Source organism: Nonomuraea sp. NPDC049421 (assembly GCF_040677005.1).
In the GTDB taxonomy this organism is placed as follows: Bacteria; Actinomycetota; Actinomycetes; order Streptosporangiales; family Streptosporangiaceae; genus Nonomuraea; species Nonomuraea salmonea.
Map to the genome: position 1 here is coordinate 143,800 of NZ_JBFAQA010000014.1, position 15,770 is coordinate 159,569.

12 protein-coding genes are annotated in these 15,770 nt (G+C 73.8%); 5 read left to right on the top strand and 7 right to left on the bottom strand.

Annotated features, from left to right (window positions below; all coding sequences use genetic code 11):
* Positions 1-35: 35 nt before the first annotated feature.
* The 3 genes from AB0K18_RS24520 (at position 36) to AB0K18_RS24530 (ending at position 3,450) form a co-directional block, all read left to right on the top strand.
* Complete coding sequence (locus AB0K18_RS24520) at positions 36-1,274, top strand: sigma-70 family RNA polymerase sigma factor (RefSeq protein ID WP_364918076.1); 1,239 nt, start codon at positions 36-38, stop codon at positions 1,272-1,274.
* Positions 1,275-1,311: 37 nt separating this feature from the next.
* Positions 1,312-1,788, top strand: a complete 477-nt coding sequence (locus AB0K18_RS24525) for a metallophosphoesterase family protein (RefSeq protein WP_364918311.1) — start codon at positions 1,312-1,314, stop codon at positions 1,786-1,788.
* A gap of 357 nt (positions 1,789-2,145) precedes the next feature.
* Positions 2,146-3,450 carry an FAD-binding oxidoreductase gene (locus AB0K18_RS24530; protein WP_364918079.1) on the top strand — a complete coding sequence of 435 codons (1,305 nt, stop codon included), beginning with the start codon at positions 2,146-2,148 and terminating at the stop codon, positions 3,448-3,450.
* A 130-nt stretch (positions 3,451-3,580) separates the two neighbouring features.
* Here AB0K18_RS24530 and AB0K18_RS24535 read toward each other — a convergent pair whose 3' ends face one another.
* Positions 3,581-3,847, bottom strand: coding sequence for a WGxxGxxG family protein (locus AB0K18_RS24535; protein ID WP_345403963.1), 267 nt, complete (start codon positions 3,845-3,847; stop codon positions 3,581-3,583).
* Between the two features lie 473 nt (positions 3,848-4,320).
* Between AB0K18_RS24535 and fusA the strand changes: the two genes are divergently transcribed.
* Positions 4,321-6,309 carry an elongation factor G gene (gene fusA, locus AB0K18_RS24540; protein WP_364918083.1) on the top strand — a complete coding sequence of 663 codons (1,989 nt, stop codon included), beginning with the start codon at positions 4,321-4,323 and terminating at the stop codon, positions 6,307-6,309.
* Positions 6,310-6,355: 46 nt separating this feature from the next.
* Here the strand turns inward: fusA and AB0K18_RS24545 are convergent, their stop codons facing one another.
* The 6 genes from AB0K18_RS24545 to AB0K18_RS24570 form a co-directional block, all read right to left on the bottom strand.
* The gene (locus tag AB0K18_RS24545; protein WP_364918085.1) at positions 6,356-6,850 is read right to left on the bottom strand and encodes a GNAT family N-acetyltransferase; all 495 of its coding nucleotides are present in this window, start codon (positions 6,848-6,850) and stop codon (positions 6,356-6,358) included.
* A 69-nt stretch (positions 6,851-6,919) separates the two neighbouring features.
* On the bottom strand, positions 6,920-9,478 hold the full coding sequence (locus AB0K18_RS24550) for a M14 family zinc carboxypeptidase (protein WP_364918088.1): 2,559 nt from the start codon (positions 9,476-9,478) through the stop codon (positions 6,920-6,922).
* A 79-nt stretch (positions 9,479-9,557) separates the two neighbouring features.
* The gene (locus tag AB0K18_RS24555) at positions 9,558-11,597 is read right to left on the bottom strand and encodes a M14 family zinc carboxypeptidase (RefSeq protein ID WP_364918091.1); all 2,040 of its coding nucleotides are present in this window, start codon (positions 11,595-11,597) and stop codon (positions 9,558-9,560) included.
* Positions 11,598-11,720: 123 nt separating this feature from the next.
* On the bottom strand, positions 11,721-12,374 hold the full coding sequence (locus AB0K18_RS24560) for an aspartate/glutamate racemase family protein (protein ID WP_364918094.1): 654 nt from the start codon (positions 12,372-12,374) through the stop codon (positions 11,721-11,723).
* 83 nt (positions 12,375-12,457) lie between these two features.
* Complete coding sequence (locus AB0K18_RS24565; RefSeq protein WP_364918096.1) at positions 12,458-13,342, bottom strand: hypothetical protein; 885 nt, start codon at positions 13,340-13,342, stop codon at positions 12,458-12,460.
* Positions 13,339-14,775, bottom strand: coding sequence for an FGGY family carbohydrate kinase (locus AB0K18_RS24570; protein WP_364918098.1), 1,437 nt, complete (start codon positions 14,773-14,775; stop codon positions 13,339-13,341). Before AB0K18_RS24570 ends, AB0K18_RS24565 begins: the two co-directional genes overlap by 4 nt.
* A gap of 137 nt (positions 14,776-14,912) precedes the next feature.
* On the opposite strand from AB0K18_RS24570, the gene AB0K18_RS24575 reads away from it, so the two are divergent.
* Complete coding sequence (locus tag AB0K18_RS24575) at positions 14,913-15,734, top strand: DeoR/GlpR family DNA-binding transcription regulator (RefSeq protein ID WP_364918101.1); 822 nt, start codon at positions 14,913-14,915, stop codon at positions 15,732-15,734.
* The last annotated feature ends 36 nt before the right edge of the window (positions 15,735-15,770 follow it).

Genomic DNA, 15,770 nt, shown 5'->3' on the forward strand with positions numbered 1-15,770 from the left:
CCGAGCATAGTGAGCCCCGACCCTAGGATGGCGGGATGGAAGTGCGCGAGGTCGAGACGTTGCTGCGCGAGCTGGCCCCGCAGGTCCTCGGCACCCTCGTACGCCGCTACGAGCAGTTCGACACCTGCGAGGACGCCGTGCAGGAGGCGCTGCTCGACGCCTCCGTGCAGTGGCCGGAGCAGGGGCTGCCGGACAACCCGCGGGCCTGGCTGACGACCGTGGCGGCGCGCCGGGTCATCGACCACATCCGCAGCGAGCACGCCCGCCGCCGCAGGGAGGAGAGCGTGGCGGTCAGCGTCCCCGCCGACGCGTTCGTGATCGCGCCGCCCGGCGAGGAGCAAGCCGGCGACTCCGACGACACGCTGACGCTGCTGTTCCTGTGCTGCCATCCGTCGCTGTCTGCGCCGTCGCAGCTCGCGCTGACCCTGCGCGCGGTGGGCGGGCTGACGACGGCGCAGATCGCGAGCGCGTTCCTGGTGCCCGAGGCGACGATGGCGCAGCGCATCAGCCGGGCCAAGCAGCGCATCAAGGCGAGCGGCCTGGAGTTCCGGATGCCGCCGCAGGACGAGCGGGCCGAGCGGCTGCGGGTCGTGCTGCACGTCCTCTACCTGATCTTCAACGAGGGCTACGCCGCCACCTCGGGCCCCGAGCTGCTCAGGGCCGATCTGACGGCCGAGGCGATCCGGCTGGCCAGGGCGGTGCACCGGCTGCTGCCCGATGACGGCGAGGTGGCCGGGCTGCTGGCGCTGATGCTGCTCACCGAGGCGCGCAGGCCGGCGCGCACGGACGGTGACGGGCGGCTGATCCCGCTCGCCGAGCAGGACCGGAGCCTGTGGAGCCGGCCGCTCATCGAGGAGGGCGTGGAGCTGGTCAGCAAGGCGCTGGCGACCTCGCCGGTGGGCCCCTACCAGCTGCAGGCGGCCATCGCGGCGGTGCACGACGAGGCGCCGGCCGCCGGCGAGACGGACTGGCCGCAGATCCTGGCCCTGTACGACGTGCTGCTCGGCATCGAGGACAACCCCATGGCCAGGCTCAACCACGCGGTGGCCGTGGCCATGGTGCGCGGGCCGCGGGCCGGGCTCGCGCTGCTCGACGAGCTGGCCGCCGACGAGCGCCTGGCGGGGCACCACCGGCCGGTCGCCGTCCGCGCCCACCTGCTGGAGCTGGCTGGTGACGCGGCGGGGGCGGTGGCGGCGTACCGGGAGGCGGCGCGGCTGACCACGAGCCTGCCCGAGCAGCGCTACCTGGAGGAGCGGGCGGCGGCGCTGGAGTGAGGCGCTCGTCGCGGTGGGCAGGGGTGACGGGGTGAAGGTGGTCGCGTTGTCCGACACGCACGCGCCGAGGCGCTGGCGCTCGTGCCCGCCGCGGGTGGCCGCGCACCTGCGCGGCGCGGACGTCATCCTGCACGCGGGCGACGTGTGCGTGCCGTCGGTGCTGGCCGAGCTTGCGGCGTACGCGCCGGTCCACGTGGTCAAGGGCAACAACGACGGCCCCGACGTGGACGCGCCGGAGACCCTCGATCTCACCCTGGACGGGCTGCGGGTCGGCATGATCCACGACAGCGGCCCGGCCAAGGGGCGGCTGGCCCGGATGCGGCGCCGCTTTCCCGAGGCCGATCTGGTGGTCTTCGGTCACTCGCACATCCCGCTCGACGAGTCGGGCGACGGCCTGCGGATCTTCAACCCGGGCTCCCCCACCGACCGCCGCCGCCAGCCGCACGGCACCGTGGGACTGCTCACCGTCGAGGACGGCGTCCTGGTGCGGGCGGAGATCGTCCCCGTCACCTGAGGCGTGATGGGTCGGGCGACCACGTCGTCGCGGGCCTTCTCCAGCTCGGTCGGCTTCCCGGTCATCTCATCGATCTTCATCGACCGACGGTGGTGATGTCCACCTCGCCCACCTCGGGTCGCGCCCGCCGAGGGCGGCCTGACCACATGCCCGCTCTGATGTACGCCCCCGCCTCCGCGCTACGCCTCCTGGCGTAGCTCCGGCGGCGACGCGGGGCCGATTCGCGGGCCGCCCGCGCGGCCGATTCTGGAGCTCTACGAGGGGCTTAAGGGCGGCGGTAAGAAGAGCGGAACGCCGCCGTAAGCGCCCTCCAGCACAGTGATCCGTAGATCGCGAAACAGAGAAGGGCCGACGACGATGAGCCAGCCGTACCGCATCCAGGACGACATCCGCCTCCCCGGCTTCACCGGGCCCGTGCACCGGCCGGGCGAGCCGGGCTACGACACCGGGCGCCGCGCGCTGAACCCGGCGCTCGACCCGCGCCCCGCCGTGGTGGCCGAGGCGTACGGCGTCTCCGACCTCCGGTCGGCGCTGCTGGCCGCGCGGGCCCACGGGGTGCCGTTCGCGGTGCAGGCCACCGGGCACGGCACGCACGTCGCCTGCGACGGCGGCGTCCTGGTCAAGACCGCGCCCATGGCCTCGGTGCTGGTGGATCCCGTCCGCCGGATCGCGAAGGTCGGCCCCGGCGCGCGGTGGTCCGAGGTGCTGGCCGCCGCCGCGCCGTTCGGGCTGGCGCCGCTGTGCGGCTCGTCGCCCTCGGTGGGCGTCGTCGGCTACACGCTCGGCGGCGGGCTGGGCTGGCTGGGCCGCAGACACGGATTTGCGGCCGACGGCGTGCTGCGGGCCGAGGTGCTGCTGGCCGACGGGCGCCACGTGACGGCGAGCCCGGACAGCCACCCCGAGCTGTTCTGGGCGCTGCGGGGCGGCGGTGGCGGGTTCGGCGTGGTGACCTCGCTGGAGTTCCGGCTGTACCCGGTGGCTGAGGTGTGCTCGGGGTTCGCGTACTTCCCGATCGAGGCGGCGGCCGACACGCTGGCGGCCTACCGGACCTGGATCGAGGACGCGCCCGACGCGATCAGCACGGCGGTCGTGCTCAGGCGCATGCCGGACGACGAGGGCACGCCCGCCGCGGTGCGCGGCCGGCACGTCGTGATGATCAAAGTGCTGCACGCGGGTCCGGCCGGCGAGGCCAGGCGGCTGCTGGCGCCGCTGTGGCGGGCCGCGAGCGCGCACGGCGGGCCGCTGCTGGACGAGGTGCGCGCCACCACGTTCGCGGCCAGCTCGATGGGCGGTACGCCGGCCCGCCACCTGGACCTGTTCGACAGTGTCAGCGACCAGGTGATCGGCGCGCTGCTGCGGGCCGCCGAGCGGGCGCAGACCGTGGAGGTGCGGCATTGGGGCGGCGCGCTGGGGCGGCCCGGCCCTGACGCGGGACCGGTCAGCCGGCGCTCCACGCGGCTGTCGGTGATCGTCGACACCGTGGTGCCGGGGCTGGCCGAGGAGTTGCGGCCGTACGCCAACGGCGGGTCGTTCCTGAACTTCATGGCGGACACGTCGCGGACGGCGGCGGCGTACGCGGAGGGCGACTACGAGCGCCTGCGCCGCGTCAAGCGCGCCTACGACCAGAACGGCTTCTTCCGCATCGGGCACGTGACCCGATGATCCGGGTGATGAACCGGGTGATGAACCGGGTGATGGTCGAGCGGCGCACCCGCGTGACACGGCTGACGTGGGACGGCAGCCGTGTCACCGTCGGGACGTCACCCCGGCCGGCGGCCGGGGCCGGGCCTGTCTACGGCCTGTTGCCGCGGTGTGTGACGTGCTCCGCGCTGCCGACGTGATTGCGCTGCTTGCGCATGCCGGCGAAGCCCAGCAGTCCCAGGAGGCCGAGCAGGCCCCAAAGGCCGGCGTTGCCGCCTCCCTCGTCCCTGTTCTGCTGCGGTGCGGGTGTCACCTGACTCTGTGCCACCGGCGCGGCCGGTGCCTCAGCCGTGGCTGCGGTGGCCGGTGCCAGCGTGAGAAAGAACGCCAGGCCCAGCCCGGTGAGGGTCTTGCGCATTGGGTTCCCCCGATCCGGCGGTCTCAACAACCGCGGAGACCGCCTATCACGCCTTCTCGATTGAAGGCTCCCGATAGCGGGGCGATCTCCTAATCCCCTGCTACCTGTGCCTCTACCATCGACGCCACATCATCAAACGCCTTCTCATCCCACCTGACCGGCGGCGACGGCCCCGCATCCCCTGCCGCGCACGGAAATCCGTTGCCCCCGGAATTCCTGGATCACTACACTCGCCACCGACATCACCACGCGACGAAGGAAGGGAGCCGGCCGTGCGCCACAGCACCGCTGCCGTCGTCCCCCCGTCGCGTCACGAGGTGATTCTGGTGTCTTCGTCGCCCCGGCGCCCGCTGCGCGGCCGGCGCCGGCCGCTGCCCTGACGAAGACCCCGTTCGCCGGGCTCAATCGCGCAGTCCTGTTCGGAAACATCCCCGAAAGGCTGTAGAGCCGTGCGTGCTCACCTTTCCTCTCCTTTGACCACCGTCCGCAACCTCGGCATCCTCGCGCACGTCGACGCCGGCAAGACCACCGTCACCGAACGCATGCTGTACGTCACCGGCGCCACCTACAAGCGCGGCGAGGTGCACGACGGCACCACCGTCACCGACTTCGACCCGCAGGAGCGCGACCGCGGCATCACGATCTTCGCCGCCGCGGTGAGCTGCGTGTGGGACGGCCACCGGATCAACCTCATCGACACGCCCGGCCACGTGGACTTCTCCGACGAGGTCGAGCGCTCGCTGCGGGTGCTGGACGGCGCGATCGCCGTGTTCGACGGCGTGGCCGGCGTCGAGCCGCAGAGCGAGTCGGTGTGGCGGCGGGCCGACCGGTACGGCGTGCCGCGCGTCGCGTTCGTCAACAAGCTGGACCGGCCCGGCGCCGACCTGGACGCGGCCGTCGCCTCGATCCGGGCGCGGCTGCACCCCGCGCCGCTGGTCGTGCAGCTGCCGATCGGGCACGAGGACGGCTTCACCGGCGTGGTCGACCTGGTCGCCATGCGGGCGCTGGTCTGGTCGGGCGACGGCTGCGAGGCGGGGCCGGTGCCGGAGGAGCTGCTGGCCGAGGCGCGGCGGCGGCGCAGGCTGCTGGAGGAGGCGGTGGCCGAGCTGCACGCCGGGGCGCTGGAGGAGTTCTGCGCCGAGCCGTCGCTCTCCGAGGCGACGCTGGCCGGCGCGCTGCGCGACCTGACCCGTACGGGTGCGGGCGTGGTCGTGCTGTGCGGCTCCGCGTACCGGAACCGGGGTATCGAGCCGCTGCTCGACGCGGTCGTCCGTTATCTGCCCTCGCCGCTGGACGTGCCCGCCGTGCACGGCCAGGACGGCGAGGAACGGCCGGCCGACCCGGCGGCTCCGCTGGCGGCGCTGGTGTTCAAGGTGACCTCGACCGCGTCGGGGCGGCTGACGTACCTGCGGGTCTACTCCGGCACGCTGCGCAAGGGCGACACGGTGCTCGACGCGGGCACCGGCGGGACCGAGCGGATCGCCCGCATCCTGCGGGTGCAGGCCGACCGGCACGCCGAGACGGAGGCCGCGGTGGCGGGTGACATCGTCGCGGTCGTCGGGCCGAAGTCGGCCCGCACCGGCACGACGCTGTGCGCGCGGGAGTCGCCGCTGCTGCTGGAGCCGCCGAACGCGACGGAGCCGGTGGTGTCGGTGGCCGTGGAGCCGCGCAGGAGCGTCGACGGCGACCGGCTGGCGGCGGCGCTGGCCCGGCTGGCCGAGGAGGACCCGTCGCTGTCGGTCCGCACGGACGCCGAGACCGGGCAGACCGTGCTGTCCGGCATGGGCGAGCTGCACCTGGAGGTGGCCGCGGAGAAGCTGCGCCGCGACCACCGCCTGGAGGTCACCGTCGGCCGGCCGCAGGTCGCCTGCCGCGAGGCCGTCACGCGCGGGGTGTCGGGCCTGGTCTACCGGCACGTCAAGCAGGACGGGGGCGCCGGGCAGTTCGCGCACGTCGTGCTGGACGTGGAGCCGCTGGAGGAGGGCTTCGCGTTCGCGTCCACGGTCACCGGCGGCCGGGTGCCGCGCGAGTACGTGCGCGCGGTCGAGGCCGGCTGCCGCGACGCGCTGGCCTCGGGGCCGCTCGGCGGGCATCCGGTGACCGGGCTGCGGGTGACGCTGACCGACGGGGCCACGCACGTGAAGGACTCGTCGGAGATGGCGTTCCGCACGGCGGGCAGGCTCGCGCTCCGCGAGGCGCTGCGGGCCTGCACGATGGTGCTGCTCGAGCCGGTGGCCGAGGTGACGGTGACGGTGCCGGACGCCATGGCGGGCGCGGTGCTGGGCGACCTGTCGGCGCGGCGCGGGCGCGTGTCGGGCTCGCAGGCGCGCGGCGGCGCCGTGGTCATCACCGCGGTGGTGCCGCTGGCCGAGGTGTTCGGGTACGCGACCCGGCTGCGCAGCCGTACGCAGGGCCGCGGCACGTTCACCACCCGCCCGGCCGGCTACGCCCCGGCCGGCTGACCGCTCCCCCGCCCCCGGCGACCGCTCGCCGGGGGCGGGAACCCGCTCAGGCGGCGGTGAAGGCGATCCACGTGTCCGGCGGCACCTCCGGCCTGCCCGGCACGGGACGGCGCTCCTCGGTCCAGGCGTCGCCGGCCAGGTCGGCGGCGACCCGGCGCCAGAACGCCACGGCACCGGTGTTGGCCTCCTGGAACGCGATCTCCCACCGTCCCGGGTGCCGGGCGACGACGACCCTGACGGCCCGCAGGCCGAGACCGGAGCGGCGGGCGGCGCGTACCACGAAGAAGCTGTTCAGCACCCTGACCGGCCCGTCGAGCCCGCGCACGAACGCGAAACCTGCGGGCCGGTCGCCGCAGCTCATGAGGTACGCCGCCCAGCCGGGGTCGGCGAAGGCGGACTCGAGGCGCTCACTGCGGAAGGTGGCGTCGGGGCGGGGCAGACCGCCCTGGAACTCGGACATGTCATGACGGAACATCAGCCACAGCCGTTCGACGACGGGCCGGTCGGAGGCGGTGACGGGGCAGATCGCAAAAGAGGTCATAAGACAATTCCGGCCGGCATCGCCAACGATGACCGGCCGGAAGGGATGGAGTAAGGAGAGATTACCAGATCACGGGGTGGTGACCGCTGCGCCGGTGACCGAGGCGGCCCAGTACACCGCCCTTGCCACCTGCGGGAACAGGCCCTTGGGGTGGTTGCGGAACATCGGCTCGGTGCCGAACATGACGACCGCCGCGCCGCGCTCGTCCCTGCCGCTGATCACCGCCGCCTGGCCCCTGGCCGACTCGGGGCCTCCGGCGCCGGCCGCGGTGGCCCGCCAGTGACCCGAGACGAGCGGGCCGTCGGCCGCGTACGACTGCTCCACCGCCACCTCGGACCCGAGCCCGGTGAACCAGAGCGGCGAGTACACGAACGAGTGACCCGTCGCGGCGCCGCCGACCTGGCCGCCGTTCGCGACCGTGCGGACCACGCCGTTGGCGTCCGAGCGGCCCTCCACCGTGGTGGCGGTGAGCAGCCCGGCTGCGGCGTTGAACGCGGCGCCCGTACGGCCACGCGTGATGACGCCGCCCGACCCGAGGAACGCCTCCAGGTCCGCCCGCGCCTGCGGCGTGAGCGCGGCGTGGCCGAGCCCGCTGGAGACCCACAGGACGTCGGTGCCGCTCCAGTCGAAGCCCTGGTTGAGCACGGCGGTCGAGACGGGCGTGACGTCGAAGCCCAGCTCGCGCAGCGTGAACAGCTCGTCGGCGGACGCCGCGGCGGCCACCCTGACCTGGGCGAGCGGGACCCCGCCCGGCGTGCGGGCCGGGGTGAAGGCGACGCCGTGGCGGTCGGCGACGACCCTGGCCGCCTGCCTGGCAGCGGACGGAATCACCGCGGCGCCGCCGTCCCAGCGCACGGCCACGCCCTGGGCGAGCAGGTCGTTGAGCGCCCGCACGTCCTGGGCGTCGGCCACCTTCAGGGCGAGCGGCCCTGACGTGCGCGGCACCGAGCCGGTGGGCGCGGCGACCTTGACCGGCGTGGTGTGGGCGCGCAGCGAGGTCAGCGGCTCCACCTGGGCGCCCCAGAGCAGGGCGTGGCTCCAGCCCGAGATGTCGTACATGGCATCGACGCGGGGGGAGATGTCCGCGCCCGGCTCCAGCATGACGTTCGCCAGGCCGCGCTTGGGCTGGCGCATGTCCACGACGTACGTGCCCGCCGGGTACGTCTTCCCGCCCTGGCGGAACGCCGTCTTCGCCCGCTCCACCCGGACGTCGTTGGCGATCAGGTGGTCCACCAGCCGGGCGGCGGCAGGAGTGCCGGCCGGGATGGCGTAGGCGCGGGGGAAGGTGGTCGTGTAGACGTCCTCGGGGCCGAAGCCCGGCACGATGCCGAGCGGCACCGCCTTGGCCGGCTCGCCCGCCGCGCCCCGCCTGAACACCTCGATCTGGTCGGCGATCAGCCGGTCGTGGCGGTCCTGGACGAAGCGGTAGGTGGCGCGGATGGCCGCCGCCGCCACGTCGGTGTTGATCGCCGAGCGCCGCCGCAGCTCCTCGACCGGCAAATTGGCGTAGTCGGCGTTGTTGACCCGCAGCGGGATCTCCACCGTGTGCGCGGCGACGGCGCCGTGGAAGGGCGCGTACTGCGGGGTGAAGATCGGCGGCCAGTCGTCCCAGCCCTCCGCCGAGTCGCGGAACGGGATCTGCGCCGGCTGCACGCCGTCCTTCTCCGGCGTGTAGCCGAGCCCGTTGACCGCGGCCTCCATGCCGAGGCCGTTGGCGTAGGTATTGGTGATGAACAGGTCGTACTCGTAGTTCGCGCCGTGCGGCGGCGTGGTCGGCTCGATGAGCGTGCCGTTGACGTAGCCGTGCAGGTCGATCATGGCGACCGGCTGGGCGTCCATCATCACCTGGCGCATCGCTCTGACCTCGGGCTGGGAGGCGGTGACGAAGTCGCGGTTGAGGTCGAAGCCGGCCGCGTTCTGCCGCGAGTTCGCGATGCGGCCGTCGGGGTTGGCGGTGACGTTGACGTAGAGGCGGGTGCGCTTGAGCAGCGCGGTGATCGCCGGGTCCCTGCTGGTCGCCAGTTCCTCGATGGTACGCAGCGCCGCGTCGGTGCCCTCCCACTCGTTGCCGTGGATGTTGGCGTTGACGTACAGCGGCGCCTTGTACTTCTTGGCCAGGCCGCGGTCCCTGGCGGCGGCGGCCGGGTCGTTCTCGATGCGCTCGCGCAGGCGGGCCTGCTCGCGCGCCTGCGCCGCGCTCTCCGGCGCGGTGACGGTGACGAGGTAGAGGTCGTGGCCGCCGGCCGAGCGGCCGATGATCTCCGCGCTCACCCGGTCGCTGCGCCACTGCAGCTCGTTGAGCTTGGGCGCGATGCCGTGGTACGGCACCAGCCCGAGCTTGATCGCGGCGTCGGCCGGGTTCTCCTGCGGCAGCGGCAGCTTGGTGCGCCTCGGGTAGCCGCGGTCGTGCGGAATGCCGTACGAGCGTTCCTCGCCCTGCGCGGCGGAGCGGGCGGCGGCGGCCTGCTCGGGGAGGCCGGCCGCGACCTCGTTGCGCTCGGGGCCGTTGCCGAAGTCGCGGACGGCCGGCGGTGGCGGCTGCGCCGGATCGGCCATGGACACGTTCTGGGGGACGGTGAGCAGGGCGGCCGCGACGGCGGCGCCGAGCAGGGCTTGGGGTAAGCGCACGGAAGAGCCTCCGGGGTTCCGGCTTGCGGGACGTCGGCGCGAAAGGGCGGCCGGGTGCGGGCCCGGCCGCCGCGGTTCGTCAGTGTTCGCGGTAGTCGGCGGCGATACCGACCAGGGAGATCAGGCCGGCGGCGAACTCCATCGCCTCCTTGTGGCCCTCGTCGAACGGCGGCTGGAAGCCCACGCCCTGCCACGTGCGGGTATCGGCGTTCCACAGGTCGGCGCCGACCTCGAAGTCCCAGCCGTAGATGCCGTGGTCGTACCAGAGCTCGTCGGCCGAGTTGCCGGCCGCCGAGTACAGCACGTCCGTCACGGGCCCGGTCTGCTGCGGCCAGATGACGGTGCCCCGCTCGGCGGCGATGGCCTCCAGGATCGTCTCGGACGAGCGCTCGAAGAACGCCTCCTCCTTCTTCGTCGGCCTGGGCAGCGTGACGCGGCCCTCGGCCTTGTACGCGCCGGGCGGCCACATGAAGTAGCCGCCGTAGCTGTGCACGTTCATGGCGAACTTGATGTTGCGGAAGCGCTGCGCCAGCCAGATGACGTTGCGGCTCTCGGGCTCGGAGTGCTCGGCGGGGCCCGCGTACGTGCCGCTCTGGCAGTTGGCGGAGGCGCCGAAGTAGCCGTCGTCGTTCGAGCCGACGGCGTAGTTGCGGTTGACGTCCACGCCCCACTGGTTGCGCAGCGCCGGGTCGGACTGCTGCGGCGGGCAGTGGTTGGTCATGTTCTTCCGCTGGGAGTTGAAGTCGTAGAAGCTGTAGTTCGCGCCGTCGGGATTGACGGTCGGGACGATGAAGATGTCCGTACGCTCCAGCAGCCGCCTGGTGGCCTTGTCGCGCCCGTAGTTGCGCAGCAGCCGCTCCGCGGCCTCGATCGTGACCAGCGGCGTCACCCACTCGCGCGCGTGCTCCTGGGCGTAGGCGAGCACGCCGGTGCGCGAGCCGTCGCGGCGGGTGCCGATGCGCAGGGCCAGCACCTCGGCCGGCTTCCTGGAGACGTCGGCGGGGGCGTTCAGGAAGTCGTCGAGCTGGACGGGCTGCGCGGGCGCCATGACGCCGGCCCCCGGATCCGTACGGTAGAGCGCCGCCTTGAGCGGCAGCCCGGGCGTCGCGTTGATCGCGGCGACCACGTCGGCGGCGGTGCTGACGGGCGCGCCCGCCTCGTCGGTGCCCAGGCTGACCGTGACGAGCTTGCCGTCGAGCTTCACGTTCAAGGCGCTGCCCGGCGTGCCGGGGTCGGTCAGCTCGACGGACAGGTCGTCGCCGCCCTCCGAGCCGTAGGCGTTCGAGGTGATCACGACGGCGGCGCCCGGCGGGGTGCCGATGACGGCCTGGGCGTGGCGGCGGTAGCCGTTCGTCCGGTACGGCAGCGTGATCAGGTCGGTGAGCTTGGGGAACTGCCGGTGCAGCGCCTTGATGCGCTCGTTGAGCTGGGCCGGCGGCATGTACTGGGTGATGAAGTCCTTCTGGTAGCCGCGGTCGTGCTTGTCGGGGCGTTCGCCGTCGGGCCACTCCCGTACGTGCGCGTCGGCCCTGCCGCCGCCGGTCGAGGTGACGGTGATCTTCTGCGGCCGGTCACCGGCCGGGACCGGGGTGCTGAACTGGTGCCCGAGGTACGCGCCCGCGTCCACGTACGCGACCATCTCGGCCCGGCCCGTCGTGCCGCGCTTGCCGCGCCACTCGACGGTGAGCGTGGCGGCCTGGGCGGCGCTGCTCGACGCCTCGACGGACAGGAAGTAGCCGTCGCGCGACTTGTACCAGAGCGCCCGCTCCACCACGATCTGGTCGCCCGAGGGCGGCTTCTTGCGGGCGTCCGCTCGTGTCCCGGCCGGCGCCTCGGACGCGAGCGCGGCGCCGAGCGCGCGGATTTCGGTCAGCTGGGTCGGGGTGACGACGGCGTCGACCTGGACGCTGCCGTCGGCCTGGGGACGTACGCGTTCTGTGAGGTCGGCGCCGGACGCCACCAGCCGCTCCATGACCGTCCGGTCCGGCACGGACAGCGTGACCAGCGACGCCGCTTCGGGATCCGCCGGTCCGGCGACCGCGGGAACGGATGGCGGCGCCCCCGGCAGCGCCGTGGCGGCGATCAGCAGAGCGACTACGGACGCCCGTAAACCACGCATATGGACCCTCCTGGATCTTGCCGTATGGGGCTCATTGAAAGCCGACAAACCACATCAAGCAAGACCCAGGACGACCTCTTCCGGCGATCACGTGCGCGCGTGGCCTCCGTGAGCACGGCGGCTTCAGGCCGTCATGTGCGCGAGCTGGGCCACCCCCGAGCGCGGCGACGACAGCACCGGCACCGCGCCCGCCGGGGCGTCCCCGACGATGCGCGCCATGGACGCCTGCGCCAGCACCACCACGTCCACCTGCGCCGCGAGCCTGCCGAAGCCGTCGAGGACCAGCGCGTCGTGGCGGGCCGGGTCGCCGCCGCGCAGCGCCTCGAAGGCGCCCTCGCACAGGTACGGCACCACCTCCCGCGCCACTCCCTGCCTGGCGGCCGCCCGCTCGACCACCCGCGTGGTGGGGCCAAGCGTGGAGGCGAGGGTGGCCAGCACGCCGATCCTGGCGCCCGTACGCACCGCCTCCTCCGCCATCGGCTCGTCGATGCGCAGCACCGGCAGCTCGGCGTACGGGCGGGCCCGCTCGGCCGCCTCCCCGATGGACGAGCACGTCACCAGCAGCACGCCCGCGCCCGACTCCTTCGCGTAGGTGGCGTAGGCGATCAGCCGGCGCAGCACGTGCGGCGGCGGGTCACCGGCCGCGATGGTGTCCTGCAGCAGGCTCTCGTCCACGAAGTTCAGCACCTTGGCACCGGGACGCGCCTCCTTGGCCAGCTCGGTCAGCGAGGCGGCGAGCGCGGGCACGGTGTGCACCATCGCGACGGTCTCCTGCACGCCCTCCTGACGCACTCGCCCGGCTTCCGTGCCTCGAACGGCTTCCCCGCGCCCCTGCGCGCCTTCCCGGCGCGCCTGGCCGGTCATCGGGCGGTCCAGGGGCGGGCGTGCTCGTCCACGATCGCGGCCAGCCGCCGCACCCTCGGCACCGACGTGGCGCGCAGCTCGGCCGCGAGGTCCGCCGTACCGACCAGGTCGCTCCAGACGGCCCGCCCGGCCAGCATGCCGGACGCGCCCGCGCGGCAGGCGGCGCGTACGGCGGCGGGGAAGTCGTCCCGCTCGACGCCCTGCGACAGCACCACCCACGGCACGGGGATCACCTCGTCCAGCGCCGCGCACTCCTCGACCAGCCGCTCCTCGGGCGCGGCGCCGCCGAGCGGGACCTGCGCCTTGTAGAGGTCGGGCCGCAGCCCGGCCAGCTCGCGGGCCGCCTCCCTGATCGCGGCGGGCCCGTCGAACCCGGCGGGGTCCCCGGCCGGCTTCGCCACGCCCTCCAGCACGGACAGCAGCCCGGCCGCGGCGCACCTCCTGACGAACTCGGCCGCCGTCTCCAGCCGCCGGCCCCGCTCCTCGTCGTCCCGCCAGATGAGCAGCAGCTTGGCCGCCACCGCCCCCGCCGCGCGGGCCGCCTCGAGATCGATCCGGTCGTCGATGCCGGTGTCCTCGACCGGGCCGTCCGGGTCCTGCTGGAGGCTGTCCACCGCCACGATCAGCCCGCCGGACACCGCGCCCTCCGCGGCCACCTGCTCGAGCCCGTAGTCCTGGTCGATGAGGAACCCCGAGGCGTACGGGCCGACCTCCCGCGCCACGGTCAGCTTGAACTCCCGCAGCGTGTCGTCGCCGGCCCGCTCCCCCGTCGCGGCCGTGAACATCTGCCTGAGGCTCTCCCGCTGGTCCATGGCGACCATGGCGAACCCGCCGGAGGGGCGGGCGAGCAGGTCGAGGGTGGGTCGGTCTGGGGTGGTCATGCGTGCTCCCGTTCGGGTGATGGGTTTCTCGGATGCGCGGCTCGCGTCAGGAAGGTGTCGTATCCGGGGAGGTAGGCGGCGCGCAGGGCCGGATCCTCGGGGTGACGTTCGAGGGGCAGCACGGGAACGTCGGCCGGCGAGCCACCGGCCTGGCCCGCGATGAGCGCGGCACCGGCGCAGACCGCGTCGCCGGACCGGACGATCTCGACCGGCACCGGCGAGAGGGCGGCCTTGATCCGCATCCACGCCGGGATCCTGACCTGCCCGCCGAAGACCGCCAGCCGTCCGGGGACGACACCGGCCACGGCGGCCAGCTCGTCGAGCATCCAGCGCGCGTGCAGGCAGGTGCCCTCCACGACGGCGGCCAGCAGGTCGCCGGGCCCGTGAGCGGCGTCCAGCCCCGCCAGCACCGCCCGCCGCTCCCGGTCGGGCGCCGGAGCCACTCTCCCCCTCAGGTACGGCTCGACCACGATGCCGGTCGGCAGCCGCACCTCTTCGAGCAGCCCCGGCAGGTCGCCGTACCCCTTGCCGCCGACCAGGCGCAGCGCCCAGTCGAGCATCGCCCCGCTGGTGGGCAGCCCGCCGACGAGCACCGTGCGCGCGCCGTCCAGCGACGGGTCCGCCGTGACGCCCAGCGCGATCCCGGCGCGCGGTCCGGGCAGCGTTTCCGCGGGCACCATGAGGGCCTCGGCGGTGCCGAGCGAGTCGGCCACGTCACCCGGCCGCCGTACGCCCGCCGCCCACGCCCCTACCGCGTGGTCGTGCCCGGCGATCACGACCGGCACCCCGCGCCGTACGCCGTTCACGTGCACGTTCAGCCCGCCGACCGGTTCGGTCGCGCCGATCACGGGCGGCAGGCGGTCGGGGCCGATTCCGGCGTGCGCGGTCAGGTCCGGGTCGTAGCGGCCGGTCCGTACGTCGTAGGCGAGCGTGCGCGCCGCCAGGGTCGCGTTCGAGCGCAGCACCCCGGTCAGCGCGTACGCCACCGCCTCCGGCACCCCGGCCCACCAGCGCATCGCCTTGAGCACCGCCGGCTCGTGGCGGCCCAGCCACATCCATTTGGCGAGCGGGGCCTTTGCGTCGGCCCAGCGGCCGGTGGCGGCGTAGAGCGCGGCGTCGTCCGGCTTCAGCCCGGCGATCTCCGCGGCACCGCGCGGGTCGTTCCACCAGATGAGCGGGGTGAGCGGCCGTCCCTGTACGTCGAGCGGCACCCCGGTCTCGGCCATGCCCGCGATCCCGATGGCCTCCGGTCCCCGGCCGGCCCGCTCCGCGCACTCCCCGAGCGCGTCCGTCACGGCCGTGACGAGGGCGGGCAGGCCGGAGGGCGTCCTGCGCCGGACGGTGGCCGCTTCGCCGCCCCGTTCGTCGAAGAAGCCCACCTTGACGTGGGTGGTGCCCACATCGATCCCGGCCAGCAGCCCGTTCGGCGTCATGTTGTCACTATAAATCCATAAGTTGGCGGAAAAGTGCCAACTTTTGGTGCATCATGGCCATACGCCCAGCGTACGCGTAACGGGCAGCACCGAAACGATCTACGCTACGTCCCAGCGATCCACGGACCGAGCAGGAGGTGAGAAGGCTGCGCTCCGAGCAGAACCCCAGGCACACCGGACCAGAGCCCGGCGCTGCGCAGGAGGCCGGAAGCCTGCGTTACGGATCCGCGCCCGGCCGGCGGGCCGCCATCCTGCGCCGGGTCTCCCAGGACGGCTACGTCTCCGCCGCCACCCTGGTCGACGAGCTCGCGGTCTCCCCCAACACCGTCCGCCGCGACCTGCAGAAACTCGCCCAGGACGGCCTGATCAGGGCGGTGCGCGGCGGAGCCACCCCGGCGGACGCCGGCGCCCTACCGTTCTCCGACCGCTCGACCCAGGCCGCCGGCGCGAAACACGCCATCGCCGCCGCCGCCGTGCGTCTCATCGAACCCGGCACGACGGTGGCGCTCGACTCGGGCACCACCACGCTGGAGATCGCCAAGCTGCTCCCCGCCGACGCCGGTCTCACCGTCGTCACCCACTCACTGCCGGCCATCGCCGCCCTCGCCCCCCGGCCGGACATCACCCTCATCGGCATCGGCGGCCAGTACAACCGCGACACCCGCTCCTTCGGCGGCCCGGAAACCGTCGCGGCGCTCGAACACCTCGGCGTACGCACGCTCTTCCTGGCCGCCACCGCCCTCGACGAGGCCGGCGTGTACGGCGCGACCCCCTACGAGGCCGAGACCAAACGCCGCCTGATCTCCATCGCCCGCGACACCGTCGTGGTGAGCGACGCCCGCAAGTTCGAACTGAGCGCCCCGATCAGGGTCTGCACCTGGCCGGCCGTCACCCACCTCATCACCGACGCCCTCCCCGAGCCGTTCACCCTCCCCACCCCCACGACCGTCGCCCCCTGACAGTCCCCAGGCGGTTGGGGAACGGTTGAGGGGCGG

Coding starts and splice junctions, on each gene's coding strand:
- AB0K18_RS24545 (WP_364918085.1), bottom strand. CDS start 6,850: ATGACCTCTTTTGCGATCTGCCCCGTCACCGCCTCCGACCGGCCCGTC.
- AB0K18_RS24570 (WP_364918098.1), bottom strand. CDS start 14,775: ATGACGCCGAACGGGCTGCTGGCCGGGATCGATGTGGGCACCACCCAC.
- AB0K18_RS24555 (WP_364918091.1), bottom strand. CDS start 11,597: ATGCGTGGTTTACGGGCGTCCGTAGTCGCTCTGCTGATCGCCGCCACG.
- AB0K18_RS24530 (WP_364918079.1), top strand. CDS start 2,146: ATGAGCCAGCCGTACCGCATCCAGGACGACATCCGCCTCCCCGGCTTC.
- AB0K18_RS24565 (WP_364918096.1), bottom strand. CDS start 13,342: ATGACCACCCCAGACCGACCCACCCTCGACCTGCTCGCCCGCCCCTCC.
- AB0K18_RS24520 (WP_364918076.1), top strand. CDS start 36: ATGGAAGTGCGCGAGGTCGAGACGTTGCTGCGCGAGCTGGCCCCGCAG.
- AB0K18_RS24535 (WP_345403963.1), bottom strand. CDS start 3,847: ATGCGCAAGACCCTCACCGGGCTGGGCCTGGCGTTCTTTCTCACGCTG.